The organism is Bacillota bacterium (assembly GCA_012842395.1).
Classification (GTDB): Bacteria; Bacillota; SHA-98; order UBA4971; family UBA4971; genus UBA6256.
This window is the reverse complement of record DUSX01000034.1, coordinates 128197-147152: the sequence shown is the minus strand read 5'-3', so window position 1 is coordinate 147152 and position 18956 is coordinate 128197. Positions and strand designations below refer to the sequence as shown.

The following is an 18956-nucleotide window of genomic DNA, read 5'->3' as shown; positions in this document are numbered from 1 at the left end:
TCGATTTGAAAGCGGTTCGGTCTTTCATCGCCATCTTTCTCGACCCAGCACTTAGGCCCCAGGTTGTGGAATTGCAGAGGCGACTCGCCCAGAGCGGAGCCGATGTGAAATGGGTCGAGCCTGAGAACCTTCATTTCACCCTGAAATTCCTCGGCGATGTAGAGTCGTCGAGGCTCGAGGCTTTGACGGGCAGACTCAAAGCGTGCGTTGAGGGCGTGCGCGGGTTCGAGCTCGCAGTAGGGCCGGTGGGGGCCTTCCCGCGGCTCCAGGACGCGCGCGTGATCTGGGTCGGGGTCAGCGCTGGACGGGAGGAGTTTACGGCGCTTGCCTCGCTTGTGGAGGAAGCGATGAAGGCAGAAGGCTTCACGGGTGAGAGAAGGGAGATCTCACCTCACCTCACTATAGGCAGGGTGAGGTCCAGTCGAAACGTGCGGGCACTTGCGGAGAGGCTCTCGTCGAGCGCGCCCCTCCAGGGCGGCATGAAGGTCGACACGGTTTACTTGGTGGCAAGCGAGCTCACGGCCCGCGGGCCGATCTATAGGCCGATCGCTGCAGTCCCGCTTTCCCCGTGACCCCTGACCCTCCCACGCGTGGCCTGACTCAAGGGGTTTTCCAGCGCCGCGGAAGGGCGTTCCCGGCTTAGTTCGGGGCGCAGCAACCAGGTGGGCCGGCGCCATGAGTTTTCGCCCGCGTTCCCGACGCCGCTAGGGACGCCGGCGCGTGCAGCGACGGGGCGTTGAGAATTCGGCTATCTCGTGCGCCAAGTTCGAATGAGGCGCGTCGCAAGCGCGCCGTCCCAGAGGGACGGCACCGGGCCCCCCGGCGGAGGACCCTTCGCGGAGAGGGAGCGCGAGCTTCTGGCGACACAGCTGGACTGCCCGTTCCGCCGGACGGCTTGCCGCGCTGGCCGCGGGGCGAGCGCGGTCCGCCGTGGGCATCGCCCGTTGTGGGAGTTGGGAGAATGAGATAGAATTGATGTGAAGGGACAGACCCCGAGCGCTGCGGGGCGCTCGACCGGGTGACCCGGGGGGTCCGACCCCACCGGCAGACGGGATGCGTTTTCGGCGGCTCGCATGGCAAGCGCGCGAGCGCGGCGGCGCTCCGGGAGACCGGTTGCAGGGGGAGGAACGGCGTCAGATGCGCCTTCGGATGCGGTTGCGGTGCGAATCCTGGCGTAGGACGCATGCCCGAGAAGGAGGAGGACAATGGAGAAGGAAAAGGCTCTCGAGATGGCCTTGTCGCAGATAGAGAAGCAGTTCGGGAAGGGCTCGATCATGAGGTTGGGTGAGGCCGATGCCCGTCTCGCGGTGGAGGCGATCCCCACGGGCGCGCTTTCGCTCGACATCGCTCTGGGGATAGGCGGGATGCCTCGCGGGAGGGTGATAGAGATATTCGGCCCGGAGTCGTCCGGCAAGACCACGGTGGCTCTCCACGTCATAGCCGAGGCGCAGAAGGCTGGCGGAATCGCGGCGTTCATCGACGCCGAGCACGCCCTCGACCCGGTGTACGCGAAGAAGCTCGGGGTAGACGTGGACAACCTCCTCATCTCCCAGCCCGATACGGGGGAACAGGCGCTCGAGATAGCTGAAGCGCTTGTACGCAGCGGTGCCGTGGATGTGGTTGTCATCGACTCCGTCGCGGCGCTGACGCCTCGCGCTGAGATCGAGGGCGAGATGGGCGACGCTCATGTGGGGCTGCAGGCCAGGCTCATGTCGCAGGCGCTCCGAAAGCTCACAGCCGCGATCGGTAAGTCACGCACGTGTGCCATATTCATCAACCAGATTCGCGAGAAGGTCGGGGTGATGTTCGGGAATCCTGAGGTCACTCCTGGGGGGCGGGCGCTCAAGTTCTACGCGACGATACGCCTTGAGGTCAAGAGGGTCGAGGTGCTAAAGCAGGGGCAGCAGATGATCGGGAGCCGCACCCGGGCGAGAGTGGTCAAGAACAAGATCGCTCCTCCGTTCCGCGAGGCGGAGTTCGACATCATCTACGGCCAGGGTATCTCGCGCGAGGGCAGCATACTCGACTTGGGTGAGGCCAACGACATAATAACCCGGAGCGGCACCTGGTACTCGTACGGCGACATCAAGCTCGGGCAAGGCAGAGAGAACGCCCGCGAGTTCCTGCGGGATAATCCGGACCTCGCGGCCGAGATCGAGGACAAGATCCGCCACCTCGCCGGCCTCAAGCTGCCGTCGTCGAAACCCGCCGATTCGAGCGAGGAAGAGACGAGTTGACGCCGGTGGCCTGCAACGGCTGCAATGGCTGCGATGGCTCGGTCCGGCGGGGGAACTCCCAGGGCGGGCACGAAAGCCGGGGGAAGGCTGCGGCCTTCCCCGTTCTGTCGTACGCGACGGTAGTATGCTATCCTCACAGCCCACTGGGGTCGCCACCCGAGGGATGGGCCGGCAAGCCGCTGCTTGATGCGTCGGGTCACGAGGTTGCCAGAAGGAGTTTTCCGCGAAGACGAGAACGTTTAGTTGAAGGGCGGCCGCAAGTGCGGGCGATGGACGGGCACCGTCCACGTCCGGCTGGGCATGTCCGGGTACGGCGAGGCCAATAATGTATCCGAGAGTGTAACTAGGCGCGGCGGACGGGTCGCCCCCCTTCTGGGGTTGGGGTCCGGCCCGGCGCCGCAATGCGGGCGGGTTGTGGCTCGATGGAACCGCAACGATGGGTGGGTAGGGGTGAAATGAGGTGGGGGTCCGGAGTAAACATCTATGAAGAAAGGATGATGGGTGCAACGGAGGGGGAGGCACTGGGCAGTAGCCCCGCGGACGCGAGGCGGAAGGCGAGAACCTATGCTTTCAAGCTGCTTGCCATGGCGGATCGCACTGTAAAGGAGGTCCGATCGAAACTCGAGGGCAAGGGCTTTTCTGAGGACGTCGTGGACGCGACCGTAGCTGAGATGGTGTCCCTGGGGTATCTCGACGACGCAAAGCTCGCGGCGAGGTTTGCAGAGAAGTGCGCCGAGGAAAGGGGGATCGGCCCCACTCGGATCCGCGCGGAGCTCTTACGCCGGGGCGTGGCAGGGTCCGTTGTGGACCAAGTCCTGAGCCACGCGTTCGAGGGCGAGAAGGAAAGCGAGGTGGCTCTCGTCGTGGCGCGCACCTGGGCCGAGCGGCACGGTGTGGCCGAGTTGCTGCGCAGCGATGAGCGCTGCGCGGCCAGGCGAAGATTGTACGGCTTTCTCGCCCGGCGGGGGTTCTCTTCTGAAGCCATCGAAAGGGCGCTCCGACGCGTGTTGGGTTAGGGGAGGGAGACTGGCTTCCTGGCGTTCCCCTGGCTGGCGCTTCGCGGGCACAGGCGGGCGCAGGGCCAGTGCTTGCCTTGACACCTGGAAGCTGAAAAGGTACAATATGCGTGAATTCCGGTTCTGGCCGGAGATGGCGCTCCGGCACTAGACATTATGACGGCATATAATGTGTCTTTCATCTAGTGGCCGAGTTCACGCTCGGCCTTGTTCGTGAAAGGGAGGTGAATCCGATATTATTGGAATCATACTAGCAGTTGTTCTTTCCGTCCTAGTTGGGGCTGCTCTCGGTTACCTGGCCAGAAAGACGCTGGCGGAGGCGAAGATCGAGTCGGCGGAGCTTGCCGCAAAGAGGATAGTGGAAGAGGCCGAGAAGGAGGCCGAGGCTGCTAAAAGGGAGATCCTTTTGGAAGCCAAGGAGGAGGCCCACCGGCTTCGCAACGATATCGAGCAGGAGGAGCGGACGCGCCGCGCCGAGCTCCAGAGGACCGAGAGACGGCTCCTTCAGAAGGAAGAAAGCCTCGACCGCAAACTAGAAGCGCTCGAACGCAAAGAGGAGTCTATAGCGAGGAAGGAAAGGGAGCTCGAGGCGGCCAAGGAGGAGCTCGCAAAGCTGCACGCGGAGCAGAGGGCTGAGCTTCAGCGGATATCCGGACTTTCGTCTGAGGAGGCGAAGGCGCTTCTCCTGAAAGACATCGAAAACGAGATCCGCCACGAGGCCGCGGTGATGATAAGAGACATCGAAGCTCAGGCGAAGGAGGAGGCCGACAGGCGCGCCAGGGAGATCGTAGCAGCGGCCATCCAAAGGTGCGCTGCGGACCACGTGGCCGAGACGAGCGTGTCCGTGGTGTCTCTTCCGAACGACGAGATGAAGGGGAGGATCATCGGACGGGAGGGCAGGAACATCAGGGCGCTCGAGACGCTCACAGGGATTGACCTCATAATCGATGATACTCCGGAAGCAGTCATCCTTTCCGGCTTTGACCCCGTGCGTCGGGAGATCGCCAAGGTAGCCCTGGAGAAGCTTATCTCCGACGGGAGGATCCATCCCGCACGCATAGAGGAGATGGTGGAGAAGGCCCAGAAGGAAGTGGAAGCCATCATCAAAGAAGAGGGCGAGAGCGCCGCAATTGAGGCGGGAGTGCACGGTTTGCATCCGGAGCTCATACGCCTCCTCGGGCGGTTGAAGTTCAGGTCGAGCTTCGGTCAGAACGTGCTCAAGCACTCGCTTGAGGTCGCCCATCTCGCAGCGGGCATGGCAGCCGAGCTCGGTGCCAACATCGCGGTCGCGAAGCGGGCGGGCTTGCTCCACGACATAGGCAAGGCCGTCGATCATGAGGTCGAGGGCCCTCATGTCCAGATAGGAGTGGATCTGGCGCGCAAGTACAAGGAGTCGCCCGAGGTGATTCACGCCATTGCAGCTCACCACGGGGACGAGGAGCCGAAGACTATCGAGGCGGTCCTTGTTCAGGCGGCGGACGCGATTTCGGCGGCGCGGCCGGGCGCGAGACGCGAGACGCTGGAGGCTTATATAAAGCGTCTCACGAAGCTCGAGGAAGTCGCCGATTCCTTCGAGGGCGTTGAGAAGGCCTATGCCATTCAGGCGGGGCGAGAGATCAGGATAATGGTGAAGCCCGAGAAGGTCGACGACCTGGCAGCCGTTCGGCTTGCGCGGGACATCGTTAAGAAGATCGAGGAGGAGCTCGAGTACCCAGGCCAGATCAAGGTCACGGTTATCCGCGAGACCCGGGTCGTCGATTACGCCAAGTGACGAAGGCTCTCGGCAGCGTGGCAGGGCGGGAGCATCCCACCCTGCCACATCATTCCGAAACAGCCCCAAGCAGGAGTTTGGGCCCGGGCACAGAATCCTGTTGTACGTGTGTTGAGGGAGGGTGGTCAAGGTGGCACGGCGCGCCGGTGAGTCCAACACGGTCGACGACAGCACCGCGAACAGCGTGAGCCTTCTCATTTCCATACTTGTTCGATACCCTGAGATAGCTACGGTAAACTTCGTCCCCCAGGGGAAGGTCCTCAAGTTCACATTCATGGTATCAAAGCCTATTCCCGACGACCAATGGAAGGCCTTCCGCGAAGGGTTGCGCGAGAGCGTGCAGGGGTACGCGGCGCTCGTCCATGGCATGTCGCCGACGCTTTCCGTGGACCGGCGCGATTACGACGGGGTCTCATTGGTCGAGATCTCCAGGGACGCCGCCACTCTGACTCAGGAGGAGATATCGCTCATAATCGAGTTTGCCAGGGAGAAACTGGGGTCTTCGCTCGTCACAGAGGGCGTCACCGATGAAGGGGCGCTTGACGACGACCTCGTCTTCCAGGATGAAATGATCGAGAATATGCTGGAAGACTTGAAGGAGACCATACAACACAGAAAGCTCATCGGTTTCCGCGACGACGGTCGGGTGCTTGTTTTCAACAAGCAGGGTGAGAAGCGGAGCGAGCGCACAAGGTCATGACCGCACGAATTCTCTTCATCGGCGATATCGTGGGGAAGCCAGGGCGCAGGGTCTGCCAGGCTCTGCTCCCTGATCTTGTACAGGAACTTGGGGCCGACGCCGTCATCGCCAACGGCGAAAACGCAGCTGGCGGCTTCGGGCTCACCGCGGAGACGGCGGACGAGATCTTTCGCTCCGGCGTCAACGTTATCACCACCGGCAACCACGTGTGGAACAAGAGGGAATTCTATCCCGTGCTCGCAGCGAACGAGCGGGTCTTGAGACCGGCCAATTATCCCCCGGGTGCGCCCGGGAGGGGCGTGACCGTTGTTCAGCTCGCGAGCGGGCTCCGCCTCTGTGTAGTGAACCTTGCCGGCCGCGTCTTCATGGGGCCTGTCGATTGTCCGTTTCGCGCGGCGGATCGGATCCTCGAAGAACAGACCTCGAAGTGTGATGTGATCGTCGTTGACTTTCACGCGGAGGCGACCTCGGAGAAGGTTGCCTTGGGGTGGTACTTGGACGGTCGGGTCGCTTGTGTGGTCGGCACACATACGCACGTCCAAACGGCTGACGAGAGGGTCCTGCCCAGTGGAACCGCCTACATCACGGACCTGGGGATGACGGGGCCTGTTGACTCGGTGATCGGGGTACGGAAGGACATCATCGTGGAGCGTTTTCTTACGGGGTTACCTGCGAAGTTCGAGACCGCGTCGGGTGTCGCACAGCTCTCCGGCGCTGTGGTGACGGTTGACGCCTCGACGGGCAAAGCGAAAAGCATCGAGAGGGTTCTTCGAGTGGAGGGCGCCTGATCTCGGGGGAAGGGTGTGGGCCGCGCGTGCGCGCGGCCCAGCTTTTTTCACGAGGTGAACATGGAGTTAGCAGGATTTTGGCCGTCAACATATAATTATCGAAGGTGGCAGCAGGTAGTCTCAACCATGTTAGGAGGAATTATACATGGATGTCCTCAAGGTGTCTTCCAAATCCAACCCCAACTCTGTTGCTGGCGCTCTCGCTGGTGTGCTGAGGGAACGTGGTTTCGCGGAGGTACAGGCCATAGGCGCTGCAGCGCTCAATCAAGCTGTGAAGGCCGTCGCGATCGCAAGAGGTTTCGTGGCTCCAAGCGGGATGGACCTGGTGATGATACCGGCGTTTGCTGATGTGGAGATCGATGGCGAGGAGCGGACCGCCATCAAACTCATAGTGCAACCCAGATGAACGCGGAGCGGGTGCTTCGGCGCGCGCAACGTCGCGCAAGCGGGCGTTGCAGCACCAGGGCGGCGGCCCTGCGCGCTCATGGCCCTGGCTGCTAGAAGCGGATATAATTACATGAAGGTATCGCGGTCGTGCGGTCGAACTCTCTTTACGACAGGTGGGGAGGTGAAGAACAGAACGAGAGGTGTCGCGCAAGTGATCGAAGGAGCAAGGGTTGTGCTTCGCCCGCTGAACGAGACAGACCTTGAGACCGTCTGTAAGTGGGACACGGACTACTACATTGCAGCAGCGGCCGGACCTAGCGACGACCGGCACCTCGATACCCGGAGTGACTACGAGAGGATCCTGCGTTCCCGGACGGCGAGGATGTTCGCGATTGAGACCCGCGATGGCACGCTTATCGGTGACATCGGCGTGGTGGAGATAAGCTGGCGTAAACGTGAAGCGGAGTTGGTTGTGAGGATTGGCGACGTCCGGTACCGGGGCAAGGGCTATGGTCAGGAGGCCATAAACGCCCTTCTTCGGCATGTCTTCATCAACACCAAGCTGGACCGGGTTTACCTGCGTGTATTCAGCGACAATGCCCGCGCCATCAAATGCTTTCTGAAGTGCGGCTTTCAGAAGCGGTGGGTGATGACGCCCCGGGCGGACCGCGCGGGGGAGCCCTCCAGGAGAATCATTCTGATGGTGCTGGAGCGGGACGACTTCGTAAGAAGCGCCCGGTGTCGCGCGGCCTCCTAAGGCCTAAAGCACGGGCGTGGGTTCGAGTTAAGTGCAGTGGCCCTGGCATATGATGCCAGGGCCACTTTGCGCATCGAGGTGGTCCAGCCTGAATCTCTGCGTGTCTACGCGCTGCGGGCCTTACCGTCTCGGGAGACAAGGCCAGACACCTCGCAATTGGGGGAATCAGGAAGCAGGCAGGGAGGCAAGGCAAGGACCAACGCGTCCTCAACACAGCCGGCCAAGCGGGCGTTGCTCAGCTGACGAGCGGGGCATCGGCCAGATCCGTTGGCAGCATAGATAGAAGGATCCTCGCTGGGGGGCAACCGGAGGGCGCGCGAACCTCGCAGATTCGAGAAAAAAGTTACTTCGAGCAGAAGGAATTCCAGGCAAGGCATAGAAGAAAGAAGTTGCCAATGTGGGGAAAAGTGGGGAGAAGTGGTGGAAGCAGCGAGCCCCGTGTTCATTGGAACTTACGACCACGCCGTGGATGACAAGGGCCGGCTTGCGATCCCGGCGAAGTTCCGCGACGGCCTTGGCGCGCGATTCTATGCGACCAAGGGTTTGGACAAGTGTCTGTTCCTTTTCCCCGAGGCTGAGTGGCAGAAGCAGCAGGCACAGCTCGCCTCACTGCCTCTTACCATGCGAGACGCCAGGGCATACAGCAGGCTGTTCTTCGCAGGGGCTTGCGAGTGTGAGCTTGACAAACAGGGGCGGGTGAATATCCCTCAGTATCTGCGGGAGTACGCAGGCATCTCGAAGGACGTAGTCGTGATCGGCGTCATGAGCCGCGTAGAGGTCTGGAGCCGGGAGGTGTGGCTGGAGTACTCCGCTAGAGCCGAGGAATCCTATGAAGAGATAGCAGAGAAGCTCATCTCCGGTGGTGGCGCTTGAAGATGGTATCGGCGACGCGCGGCGGAGTGGATGGGCGCGAGCCCTACCATGTTCCGGTCATGAGGGACGAGGTTGTATGGATGCTTAGACCCAGGCCGGGCGGCACGTACGTCGACTGCACGGTGGGCGGCGGAGGACACGCCGAGGCTCTTCTGGAGCACGCCGGACCAAGCGTCCTCGTTATCGGCATCGACAGGGATCCTGACGCAATCGAGTCCGCCCGGGCAAGGCTGGCAAGGTACCCTGGGTCATTCAGGCTCGTGCGCGGCAACTTTGCCGACCTCTCGCGCGTTCTGAGGGACCTCGGCACAGAACAGGTTGACGGGGTCCTATTCGACCTCGGAGTCTCGAGTCACCAGTTCGATGACCCGAGGCGGGGTTTCTCGTACATGGCCGAGGGCCCGCTCGACATGCGGATGGACATGGGCGCGGAGCCGGGTCCATCCGCCGCGGACCTCGTGAACACCTTATCGGCCGAGGAGCTTTCGAGGATCCTCAGGGACTATGGAGAGGAACAGTGGGCGTCGCGGATAGCCCGTTTCATCGTGGAACGTCGCGAGCGCCGCCCTATCATGACTACATCTGAGCTCGTGGATGTAGTGAAGCAGGCGATACCGGCGTCCGCGAGGCGGTCCGGGCCCCACCCGGCGAAGCGGACCTTCCAGGCCCTGCGGATCGCGGTCAACGATGAGCTCGGGAGCCTCGCGCGAGGGCTCGAGCAGGCAGTGGAGTCGGTCCGGCCGGGAGGAAGGATCGTCGCGATAACCTTTCATTCCCTTGAGGACCGTGTGGTCAAGAGGAAGTTCGCCGAAGAGAGGCGGCGCGTCCGAACCGTCACCGCGCGGCCAGTTGTTCCATCGGACGAAGAAGTGCTCGCAAACCCGAGGTCGCGCAGTGCCAAGCTGCGCGCGGCGGAGAGGTTCTAGGAGAACCGGAGGGGGAATAGAGATGGTACCGGCTGAAGCTAGGCCCATGGTGCGCGGCGAAAGCCACCGCTCTGCGCTGGCCGCCGCTAGGCGGCGGACGGCGGCCGTCCGGCGGTCCCGGCGAGCGGGCGCTGCGGACACGATCTCCACTCCGAGGGCCGTGGCTGGGAAAAAGGCAAATCTCGGCAGAATCACATTGGTGGCCGTCATAGCGACGGGGCTTCTCCTCGGGAACCTTGCCTTGCGCGCCACAGTCATGGACTCCGGATACAGATTGAGCAAGCTTGAGGAAACGCTCGCGGCGACGCAGGCGGAGTACGACAGGCTCAATCTCGCCATAGCGAATCTCCAGTCGCTTGACAGAATCGAGGAGACCGCCAGGATGAGGCTGGGCATGGTCGACCCGACATCCGCCGAGTTTGTCGTGGTTGCGCCCGGTCCGTCAGGTCGAGCCGGGGGGGCAAGCGTGGCGGCCGGCGGGCCGTCCAGTGATGCGGCTCGGTTTGAGAGGGACGTCGCGACTCGCGTGGGCAACGTCCTCATAGGGCTGGTATCGCCGTTTGTGGCGCGGTGGTTCTATGACGTTCCCAGCCAGGAGCACCCAAGGGTGCACGTAGTGGCGAGATGACGCGGATGACGCGGGCCGGGTTCGCGCGGGCGCGCCTTCACGCGGTCCCGCGCCTCAGGCTGGTCCCAGGGCGGCGAGCGCCCGGTGGAACGATCGGTTGGACGGTCTGACGGCGGGAGCGGCAGAGACAGGGAAGCTTAGCCTCGGGCAAGTCGTGAACGCACGCGGGCACAGGCCACGACAAGCCAGCGTAGGGCGAGGTAGGAGTGTGTGTCGGTGTACTCGGGCGTCACCATCAAGAAGAGGGTAGCCTGGCTTTTTATTATGTGGGGCGTTGTGAGCCTTCTCCTCATGCTGCGTCTTTCCTGGCTCCAGATCGTCCAAGGTGACCGGTTCCGCAAGCTTGCCCTAGACCAGAGGCTGTACCCTGTTCCAGTTGACGCAAGGAGGGGGACCATACGTGACCGAAACGGGCGCGAGCTCGCTGTAAGCGTGAGCGCCGACTCCATCTACGCGGTGCCCGTGGAGGTCAAGGACCCGGCGGGGACAGCCGATGCCCTCGCGCGCATTCTGGGGCAAGACCCGGCAGCCATTAGGAACAAGCTGACGCAAAAGGCTGCAACGGTGTGGATCGACCGGAAGGTCGACCCGGACAAGGCCGCTGCTGTGAAGAAGCTCAACCTGCCTGGCATCGGTTTCACCGAGCGTGGGCAGAGGTTCTACCCCAAAGACAAGCTCGCAGCGCAGGTCCTAGGGATAGCGGGCATCGACAACCAAGGCCTTGAGGGGATCGAGGTCCAATACGATTCGTACCTCCGGGGCACGCGCGGCCAGATCGTCGCGGAGCGCGACGCCACGGGGAAAGAGATCCCCGGTGGCGTGAGTAAGTTCATCCCGCCCATCGACGGCAATGACCTCTATCTTACGATTGACGAGGTCATCCAGTACATAGTTGAGCGGGAGCTCGATCGCGGCATGGCCGAGACGAAGGCGAAACGCGGGATGATCCTGGCGATGGACCCGAAGACCGGTGCGGTGCTCGCGATGGCGGCGCGGCCCACATACAACCCGAACCGCTACTACGAGTATCCGGAAGCCGCGCGGCGCAACATCGTGGTATCCGACTCATACGAGCCCGGCTCGACCTTCAAGATAGTGACCGCCGCTGCCGCGCTCGAGGAAGGGATCGTGAAGCCCTCTGACACGTTCTTTGACCCAGGATTTATCCGTGTGGAAGATAGGTACGTCAGGTGTTGGCTCGCTGGCGGCCATGGAAGCCAGACATTTACAGAGGCAACCGAGAACTCTTGCAACGTCGTGTACGCCACTTTGGGCATGCGCCTTGGAACCGAGCGGTTCTACAAGTATATCAAGGCGTTCGGGTTCGGCAGCCCGCTCGGCATCGACTATCCGGGGGAGGCCGCGGGAATCCTTCAGCCGGAGAAAAACGTCGGGCTCGTGGAGATAGCGAACATATCCTTCGGCCAGGGAGTGTCCGTCACGCCCCTGCAGCTTCTCTCGGCGTTGAACGCGATAGCAAACGGGGGCACACTCATGCGGCCGCGGCTTGCGTCGAAAGTCGTGGCACCCGACGGGAGCCTGGTGAAAGAGTTCGGGCCCGAGCCCATCCGGCAGGTCATCAGCAAGGAGACCTCGAGGGAGCTTTCGCTCATCCTGGAGTCGGTTGTGGTCAACGGGTCCGGCTTCAGAGCGAGGATCCCGGGGTACCGCGTCGCAGGCAAGACCGGCACGGCTGAGAAGCCGGAGGCAGGCAGGTACGGAGAAAAGCGAGTCGCCTCTTTCCTTGGCTTTGCGCCGGTGGAAGACCCAAAGATATCAGTTCTGGTGGTGTGGGACGAGCCCAACGCCGGCACCAGCTACGGCGGTGTGCTCGCGGCACCTACGTTCCAGGCTATCGTGCGTGATGTGCTGAGGTACATGGACGTACCGCCGACATCACCGGTGGAGTCGGGCACGGCCGCGGAGGGCACGGGGCAGGCCCAGCTCGTCGCGGTGCCCGACCTCGTTGGGCGACAGGCGGCCGACGCAGAGAAGTCGCTTGTGTCGGAGTTCGGGCTTCAGGCGCGCACGAAGGGGTCGGGCGACGTGGTCCGCGACCAGACCCCAAGGCCCGGGGCGCGGGTGCCGCGCGGAACCACTGTCGTGCTTTACTTGGATATGGGTGAACTCTATAATGAAGTGGGCACGGACGCGGTTGTCCCGGATCTTGAAGGCAAGACCATGAAGGATGCGGCGCTCCTTTTGAGCCAGGTCGGTCTGAGGCTGCAGGTTGAGGGCACCGGCATCGCTACGGCGCAGGACCCCAAGCCAGGGACGCGGGCGCCCAAGGGCTCCGTCGTGATCGTGAGGTTCGAGCCGCCAACATCCGGCTCGCAGGGCAGCCAGCCACAGCCCCAGCCTTAATCTGTCATAACACCCAGTTGCAGGTGACATAATGGTACTGGCCGCCAGCACTGGCAGCAGGCCGGTGGTGGGGAGCGGGAGGTGCCGGGAGCGCAGATGCCGCAATTCAAAGAGCTTCTCAAGGATGCTGGCGTCAAAGGGTTTTCAGGCAGCAGCGATGCTGTCGTGACAGGCGTGGCCTACGACTCGCGTTTAGTCGAGCCGGGGTACGTCTTTGTCTGTATAAAGGGAGAGAAGCACGACGGCCACGAGTTCGTTGGGGACGCCGTCCGGCGTGGGGCGGTGGCGATCGTTGCCGAGAGGGAGGTCGCGCCTCCAGAGGGCGTGGCCGTGGCGCTTGTCTCGGACTCCCGCGAGGCGCTTGCCCGCATTGCACAGGTCTTTTACGGGGACCCGTCGCGTTCGCTGGTATGCGTCGGAGTGACCGGCACCAAAGGAAAGACCACCACGACCCACCTGGTCAAAGCCGTGCTCGATGCGTCCGGCCGCTGGTGCGGGATAATCGGGACAGTCGGGCACGTCATCGGCAACGAGGTCGTCCAGGCGAAGCACACGACGCCCGAGGCCCTCGACATCCAGCGGATGCTCAACGACATGCGGGCAAGGGGGCAGACCGCCGCAGCAATGGAGGTGTCGTCCCATGCCGTGGTGCAGCGCCGCGTGCTGGGGGTAGATTTCGATATAGGGGTTTTTACGAACATCGGCCACGATCACCTGGACTTTCACGGGACGTTCGAGAACTACCTCGCTGCCAAGGCGTCCTTCTTCGAGGCGCTCGGCACGGGGAGATCGCCCAAGGGCCTTCTGCGGACGGCGGTCGTCAACCTCGACCAGCCGCAAGCGGGATACATCATCTCAAGGACCCGTGCTCGGGTGTTGACCTACGGCATAACGAGCGAGGCCGACGTGAGGGCCCATAACGTGGAGCTGTTCCCGCACGGGGCCTCGTTCGTGGTCCGCGTGCCATCGGGGCAGGCGGAGGTCCGGCTCAGACTGACGGGCGTCTTCAACGTGTATAACGCGCTGGCGGCCATCGCATGCGGCATCGCGTCTGGCGCTAGTCTCGAGGATGCAAAGTCGGGGGTGGAGCAAGTCACGGGCGTGCCAGGCCGGTTCGAGGCGATAGACGAGGGCCAGCCATTCGCGGTGGTCGTGGATTTTGCGCATACGCCGGATAGCCTTGAGAACATCCTCAGGGCGGCACGGAGTCTTGGAAAGGGCGACATGACGGTCGTCTTCGGGTGCGGGGGGGATCGCGACCGCACGAAGCGCCCGGTGATGGGGGAGGTCGCAGCGAGGCTCGCGGACCGCGTGATAATCACCTCGGATAATCCCAGGTCTGAGGATCCTGAGGCGATATGCCGCGAGATCGAAGGGGGCGTGCTGAAAGCGGGCGGCCCGCGGGATGGATATGAGGTGATCGTGAACCGGGCCGATGCCATCAGCAGGGCGCTCGCGCTCGCGCGAGAGGGAGACGTGGTCGTGATCGCAGGCAAGGGGCACGAAACCTACCAGATATTCCGTGACCGAACCATCCACTTTGATGATCGCGAGGTCGCGAGGAATTGTCTCAGGGAGCGCTTCGCAGGTGGCAAAGTTCAGTCTTGACGAGATCATAGCCGCGACCGGGGGACGCTGCGAGTGGGTGCCCGCCGGCCCGCAAGAGGGGGAGCCGTGCGGCGGGCCACCGGGCGCGCCCGTGTTCTCCGCGGTATGCACCGACTCCCGGAATGTGGTCGGCGGGGAGATCTTCTTCGCATTGACGGGCGCGAAGTTCGACGGTCACGATTTCGCGGCACAAGCCGTTGCGAAAGGGGCCAGGGGGATAGTCGCGTCGCGCTTCGATAAGGTCGCAGGCCTCGCGGCGTCGGTGCCCGTAGTTGTCGTGGACGATCCGCTCAAGGCTCTCCAGAGGCTCGCGAGGTATCACCGGTGCCGCCTGGGGATCCCCGTGGTGGCCGTCACAGGGAGCACCGGCAAGACTACCACCAAGGACATGGCGCATAGCATTTTCATGGAGAGGATGAGGTCGGCCAGGACCGAAGAGAACTTCAACAACGAGGTAGGCGTGCCCCTCACGCTCCTGGCGCTCGACCCCCGCCATGAGATATGCGTCGTCGAGATCGGGATGCGGGGAAAGGGGCAGATCCGCGAGCTTGCGGAGATAGTGCGGCCCGACGTGGGTGTCGTTACGAACGTGGGGCCTAGCCACGTGGAGCTTCTTGGGTCCGTTGAGAACGTGGCCCTTGCCAAGGCTGAGCTCGTCGAGGCGCTCGGCCCGGACGGGGTCGCCGTGCTAAACGCCGACTGCGAGTACACCGCGGCGATGAAGGACAAGACCTGCGCGAAAGCGGTGTTCTTTGGGATAGACCACGATGCCGACGTGAGAGCGAGCGACATCGAGGTACTCGGGGAGGCTGGCACGAGGTTCACGATGTCGTACGGCCAGAGGTCCTTTCGGGTTCACGTGCCGGTGCCAGGTGTTCACCACGTGTATGACGCCCTTGCGGCCGGTGCAGCGGCGCTCGTCATGGGGCTCGATTCGTTTGCCGTGGCGCAGGGGCTTGCGCATTTTGAGCCATCGCACGGGCGGTCGGGCATGGTGGAGACCCCCCGTGGCTTCACGGTGATCGACGACACGTACAACGCGAACCCTGCGTCGATGAAGGCCGCGCTCGCTGCTCTACGGGATGTGGCTGGCGGCAGGAGGAAGATCGCCGTTCTCGGAAACATGCTCGAGCTCGGCGAGATCTCAGCCGAGGCTCACCGGGAGCTCGGGCGGGCCGCGGTGGCGCACGGGTGTGACGTGCTCGTGACCGTCGGCGACCTCGCACGCCTGGCAGGCGAGGAGGCTCTCAGGCTGGGCAAGAGCCCGCGCCACGTCGTCATGTGCAGCACGAACGCCCAAGCCGTGAACGCGCTCGACGGACTCGTGGAACCCGGTGACGTGATACTGGTGAAAGGGTCGAGGGCCATGAGGATGGAGGAGGTCGTGCGGGCGCTTGTGGGAGATACTGGAGGCAGGCTCAGTGAACCGTGAGATGTATTATGCGGCCCTGGTTGCCATGGCGATCGTTCTCGCGATAGGTCCCGTGTCCATAAGGATCCTGCGGAAGATGAAGTTCGGGCAGTCGATCCGCTCGGACGGCCCCGCCACCCATCTCGTGAAGGCAGGCACGCCCACGATGGGCGGGATCATGATACTCATAGGCGTCTTCGCGGCCACGTTGCTTTTCAGCCCGCGCGCGCTTGGGTCTGCGTGGGCCATGTTTATGACGCTCGGATTCGGGGCCATCGGCCTGGCCGACGACTTCATCATCGTCGTGGCCAAGCGTTCCCTTGGGCTGCGCGCGAGATACAAGCTTGTAGCGCAGATCATCCTCGCGGGTCTCGTTGGGGTGTTCGCGGCCACCAGGCCCGAGCTCGGCACGGCGGTGAGCGTTCCTTTCCTGCGGCAGAGCGTTGACCTGGGGTTGGGCTACGTGGCCTTCGCGATCATCGTTGTGGTGGGCGCGTCCAATGCCGTGAACCTTACGGACGGCCTGGACGGCCTCGCGGCGGGAACGGTGACCATCGCGGCTCTCGCGTACGGTGTCATCGCCGCATATAAAGGCGCGCACGACCTCGGGATCTTTGCGTTCGCTCTCGCGGGAGCGTGCGTCGGGTTTGCGTGGTTCAACTGCCACCCTGCACAGGTCATCATGGGCGACACGGGGTCTCTCGCGCTTGGCGCGGCGCTCGGATGCCTCGCGATACTAACGAAAACAGAGCTCCTCCTGGTGGTGATAGGCGGGGTTTTCGTGATCGAGGCTCTGTCTGACATCATCCAGGTAACGTACTTTCGAGCGACGCATGGGCGGCGTGTGTTCCGGATGGCCCCCCTTCACCATCACTTCGAGCTATCCGGCTGGCGTGAGCCCAAGGTGGTGACGAGGTTCTGGATATTGGGCCTAGTGTTCGCGATCCTCGGGATGCTGTGCCTTCCATGGCTATAGCGGCCACGCGTGTCGGCGCGGTCGTCCAGGCCCAACCTGCGAACGCCTCGTCGAGAGGTGAGAGACATGGCGGTGCGACGAAAAGCCAATGAGAAACACGCCCCTGACGTCGTGATCTTCCTCATAACCTTCGCGCTCCTGAGCTTGGGTGTGGTGATGGTATTCAGCGCGAGCTCGGTGAGCGCATACGAGATCTTCAGGGACACGTACTATTTCCTCAAGCGCCAGCTGGCGTGGGCGGCGGTTGGTCTCGCCGCGATGTGCGTAGCCATGGAGATCGATTACAGGGTCTGGAAGAAGTTTACTTGGCCTGCGCTGCTTGTGAGCCTCTTGTTTCTGGTGGTAGTCCTCATCCCCGGGGTCGGCGTGATGATCCGTGGGTCCAGAAGATGGCTGGGCGTTGGCTCCCTGACGTTTCAGCCCTCAGAGCTGGCCAAGGTTGTCACGGTTTTCTTCATGGCGAGCTTCCTCTCGGAACGCTCCGGGAGGATTCACCGGTTCGTGACCGGGCTCTTGCCGCCCCTTGTGGTCCTTGGGATCGTGTTCGGCCTCATAATGCTGGAGCCTGACCTCGGCACGGGCGGCACCATCGTCGGCATCACGGTGCTCATGCTTTTCGCGGCGGGTGCGAGCATCTCCCACCTGGCGGCCCTCGGGGCAATGGGAGTCCCCGCCCTTGTCGCGGTGGCCATGGCCGCACCTTATAGGGTCCAGAGGTTCCTCGCCTTCCTGCACCCGTGGGAGGACCCGCTTGGCTCCGGCTTTCACATCATCCAGTCGCTGCTTGCTATCGGGTCCGGGGGCATATTCGGGGTTGGTCTGGGAAGGAGCCGTCAGAAGTTCCTGTACCTTCCCATGCAGCATACGGACTTCATATTCGCCATAATCGGCGAAGAGCTCGGGTTTGTAGGCGCCACCGCCGTTGTGTTATTGTATTTCCTTTTCGCGTGGCGCGGGCTGCGAGTGGCCATCGGCGCGCCGGACTCCTTCGGCAGCTTGTTGGCGGTGGGCATAACTACCATGATCGTGTTCCAAGCGGCTGTGAACATCGGCGTCGTAACCGGCACGTTTCCGATCACGGGGATAACCTTGCCGTTGATCAGCTCCGGGGGGTCCTCCCTGGTGACGACGCTCGCGTCGATCGGCGTGCTCCTCAACATCTCGAAATACTCGTCCATAGGGTGAGCGCGATGAAGGTGGTGTTTGCCGGGGGAGGCACAGGGGGACACGTCTACCCCGGCGTGACTGTGGCCCGGGCTCTGGTTGAAAGAGACCCTGCGACGAAGGTGGTTTTCATCGGCACTCGAAAGGGCCTTGAGGCGGACGTCGTCCCCAGGGAGGGCTTTCCCCTCTGCACCATCGATGTGGCAGGGTTCCGTCGCAGGCTGTCGCCGGACACGGTTTTGACGGCGCTCCGGGCCTGCAAGGGATTCGTCCAGTCCGTTGCCATACTGCGGCGCGAGAAGCCCGACGTGGTCGTGGGCACGGGGGGGTATGTATCGGGCCCTGTCGTCCTGGCCGCGTGGGTTCTCGGGATTCCCACGGTCATTCACGAGCAGAACGCCCTGCCCGGCGTGACCACGCGCGCCCTCTCGCGGGTCGCGAGCGCAACGGCGGTGACCTACCCAGAGTCTGCGCGGTACCTTGCGCGTAAGTCCAGGGTCGTGGTGACCGGAAACCCGGTGAGGAAGTCGATCCTCAAGGCTGAGAGAGGCGCGGGGGCAAGGGCATTCGGGCTCGACCCCATGCGCCCCACACTCCTCGTGTTCGGGGGAAGCCAGGGCGCGCGAGCGATAAACCAGGCCATGGTTGACGCATTGCCGGATCTCCTCGCCCGGCACCCGGAGCTGCAGGTGATCCACCAGACAGGTCGCCGCGACCACGCGTGGGTTGTTGCCGAGCTTGCGGCGAGGGGAATCGACGTGGCGAGGCGGTCGCGCCTCGTTGTTGAGCCATACCTCTATGAGATGGACATGGCCATGGCCTGCGCCGACCTGGTGGTGAGCCGCGCGGGCGCCATATCCATCGCCGAGATCACTGCGAGAGGCATTCCCGCCGTGCTCGTTCCGTACCCGGGGGCCGCCGAGGGCCACCAAGAGAAGAACGCCCGGGCGCTGGAGGCTGCGGGCGCCGCCGTGGTGATCCTCCAGAGCGAGCTCGCAGGCGACGTCCTGCGTGAGACCGTCGAGCGACTCATTCACGACCGGGACCAGCTGGCACGGATGGCACGGAGCTCGCGGGGCTTGGGAAGACCGGACGCGGCCGATTCTCTGGCGGACCTAGTGGTCGGAGTGGCGGCACGGCGCAGGAGACAGCCCAGTCCGCGGCTGTAACGAGCAAAGAGAGCAGGGAACGTGGCTGAGACGGGGCTTTCAATGGAACTGGAAGGAGCGGCGGCGACGGGAGGGGACTGTGCCCAAGGCCGGCTCGAGGGAGACCGCAACGGCATCAGGCGAAAGACCGCTTGGACAAGCAGCGTGCGCCAGAAACCGGGCTCTGTAGCGGGCGCGGAGG

17 protein-coding genes are annotated in these 18956 nt (G+C 63.3%); all 17 read left to right on the top strand.

The annotated features are described in order from the left end of the window. The first annotated feature begins 5 nt into the window (after window positions 1-5). The 17 genes from thpR to murG all read left to right on the top strand — a co-directional run bounded on the left by thpR (window position 6) and on the right by murG (window position 18775). Window positions 6-572 carry an RNA 2',3'-cyclic phosphodiesterase gene (gene thpR / locus GX515_10490; protein ID HHY33417.1) on the top strand — a complete coding sequence of 189 codons (567 nt, stop codon included), beginning with the start codon at window positions 6-8 and terminating at the stop codon, window positions 570-572. A 633-nt stretch (window positions 573-1205) separates the two neighbouring features. Further along, on the top strand, window positions 1206-2237 hold the full coding sequence (gene recA / locus GX515_10485) for a recombinase RecA (protein ID HHY33416.1): 1032 nt from the start codon (window positions 1206-1208) through the stop codon (window positions 2235-2237). 455 nt (window positions 2238-2692) lie between these two features. Further along, window positions 2693-3253 (top strand): regulatory protein RecX, encoded by a 561-nt coding sequence (locus GX515_10480; protein HHY33415.1) that lies wholly within the window; start codon window positions 2693-2695, stop codon window positions 3251-3253. A gap of 235 nt (window positions 3254-3488) precedes the next feature. Further along, on the top strand, window positions 3489-5024 hold the full coding sequence (gene rny, locus GX515_10475) for a ribonuclease Y (protein ID HHY33414.1): 1536 nt from the start codon (window positions 3489-3491) through the stop codon (window positions 5022-5024). 130 nt (window positions 5025-5154) lie between these two features. Continuing rightward, entirely contained in the window at window positions 5155-5724 is a 570-nt protein-coding gene (locus GX515_10470) for a hypothetical protein (GenBank protein ID HHY33413.1), read from the top strand. Beyond that, on the top strand, window positions 5721-6512 hold the full coding sequence (locus GX515_10465) for a TIGR00282 family metallophosphoesterase (GenBank protein HHY33412.1): 792 nt from the start codon (window positions 5721-5723) through the stop codon (window positions 6510-6512). Before GX515_10470 ends, GX515_10465 begins: the two co-directional genes overlap by 4 nt. Before the next feature lie 145 nt (window positions 6513-6657). After that, window positions 6658-6918 (top strand): stage V sporulation protein S, encoded by a 261-nt coding sequence (locus GX515_10460; protein HHY33411.1) that lies wholly within the window; start codon window positions 6658-6660, stop codon window positions 6916-6918. A gap of 192 nt (window positions 6919-7110) precedes the next feature. Continuing rightward, window positions 7111-7656 carry a GNAT family N-acetyltransferase gene (locus GX515_10455; GenBank protein HHY33410.1) on the top strand — a complete coding sequence of 182 codons (546 nt, stop codon included), beginning with the start codon at window positions 7111-7113 and terminating at the stop codon, window positions 7654-7656. A gap of 438 nt (window positions 7657-8094) precedes the next feature. Continuing rightward, the gene (gene mraZ, locus GX515_10450; protein ID HHY33409.1) at window positions 8095-8529 is read left to right on the top strand and encodes a division/cell wall cluster transcriptional repressor MraZ; all 435 of its coding nucleotides are present in this window, start codon (window positions 8095-8097) and stop codon (window positions 8527-8529) included. Between the two features lie 59 nt (window positions 8530-8588). Further along, window positions 8589-9455, top strand: coding sequence for a 16S rRNA (cytosine(1402)-N(4))-methyltransferase RsmH (rsmH, locus tag GX515_10445; protein HHY33408.1), 867 nt, complete (start codon window positions 8589-8591; stop codon window positions 9453-9455). Between the two features lie 22 nt (window positions 9456-9477). After that, window positions 9478-10083, top strand: coding sequence for a hypothetical protein (locus GX515_10440; protein ID HHY33407.1), 606 nt, complete (start codon window positions 9478-9480; stop codon window positions 10081-10083). A gap of 264 nt (window positions 10084-10347) precedes the next feature. Then, a complete protein-coding gene (locus GX515_10435; protein ID HHY33406.1) occupies window positions 10348-12447 on the top strand; it encodes a stage V sporulation protein D in 2100 nt (699 codons plus the stop codon). Between the two features lie 96 nt (window positions 12448-12543). Beyond that, window positions 12544-14055, top strand: coding sequence for a UDP-N-acetylmuramoyl-L-alanyl-D-glutamate--2,6-diaminopimelate ligase (locus tag GX515_10430; GenBank protein HHY33405.1), 1512 nt, complete (start codon window positions 12544-12546; stop codon window positions 14053-14055). Next, on the top strand, window positions 14036-15487 hold the full coding sequence (locus GX515_10425) for a UDP-N-acetylmuramoyl-tripeptide--D-alanyl-D-alanine ligase (GenBank protein HHY33404.1): 1452 nt from the start codon (window positions 14036-14038) through the stop codon (window positions 15485-15487). The genes GX515_10430 and GX515_10425 overlap by 20 nt, the downstream gene beginning before the upstream one ends. Before the next feature lies 1 nt (window position 15488). Further along, a complete protein-coding gene (locus tag GX515_10420; protein HHY33403.1) occupies window positions 15489-16442 on the top strand; it encodes a phospho-N-acetylmuramoyl-pentapeptide-transferase in 954 nt (317 codons plus the stop codon). A 66-nt stretch (window positions 16443-16508) separates the two neighbouring features. Then, window positions 16509-17627, top strand: coding sequence for a stage V sporulation protein E (gene spoVE / locus GX515_10415; GenBank protein HHY33402.1), 1119 nt, complete (start codon window positions 16509-16511; stop codon window positions 17625-17627). A gap of 5 nt (window positions 17628-17632) precedes the next feature. After that, entirely contained in the window at window positions 17633-18775 is a 1143-nt protein-coding gene (murG, locus tag GX515_10410; GenBank protein ID HHY33401.1) for an undecaprenyldiphospho-muramoylpentapeptide beta-N-acetylglucosaminyltransferase, read from the top strand. Window positions 18776-18956: the final 181 nt, after the last annotated feature.

Excerpts from the sequence above, each read along its gene's own strand:
- GX515_10465 (HHY33412.1), top strand. The coding sequence starts at position 5,721 with ATGACCGCACGAATTCTCTTCATCGGCGATATCGTGGGGAAGCCAGGG.
- GX515_10440 (HHY33407.1), top strand. The coding sequence starts at position 9,478 with ATGGTACCGGCTGAAGCTAGGCCCATGGTGCGCGGCGAAAGCCACCGC.
- rsmH (HHY33408.1), top strand. The coding sequence starts at position 8,589 with ATGAGGGACGAGGTTGTATGGATGCTTAGACCCAGGCCGGGCGGCACG.
- GX515_10480 (HHY33415.1), top strand. The coding sequence starts at position 2,693 with ATGAGGTGGGGGTCCGGAGTAAACATCTATGAAGAAAGGATGATGGGT.
- GX515_10460 (HHY33411.1), top strand. The coding sequence starts at position 6,658 with ATGGATGTCCTCAAGGTGTCTTCCAAATCCAACCCCAACTCTGTTGCT.
- spoVE (HHY33402.1), top strand. The coding sequence starts at position 16,509 with ATGGCGGTGCGACGAAAAGCCAATGAGAAACACGCCCCTGACGTCGTG.
- GX515_10420 (HHY33403.1), top strand. The coding sequence starts at position 15,489 with ATGTATTATGCGGCCCTGGTTGCCATGGCGATCGTTCTCGCGATAGGT.
- GX515_10430 (HHY33405.1), top strand. The coding sequence starts at position 12,544 with ATGCCGCAATTCAAAGAGCTTCTCAAGGATGCTGGCGTCAAAGGGTTT.
- murG (HHY33401.1), top strand. The coding sequence starts at position 17,633 with ATGAAGGTGGTGTTTGCCGGGGGAGGCACAGGGGGACACGTCTACCCC.
- GX515_10435 (HHY33406.1), top strand. The coding sequence starts at position 10,348 with ATGTGGGGCGTTGTGAGCCTTCTCCTCATGCTGCGTCTTTCCTGGCTC.
- recA (HHY33416.1), top strand. The coding sequence starts at position 1,206 with ATGGAGAAGGAAAAGGCTCTCGAGATGGCCTTGTCGCAGATAGAGAAG.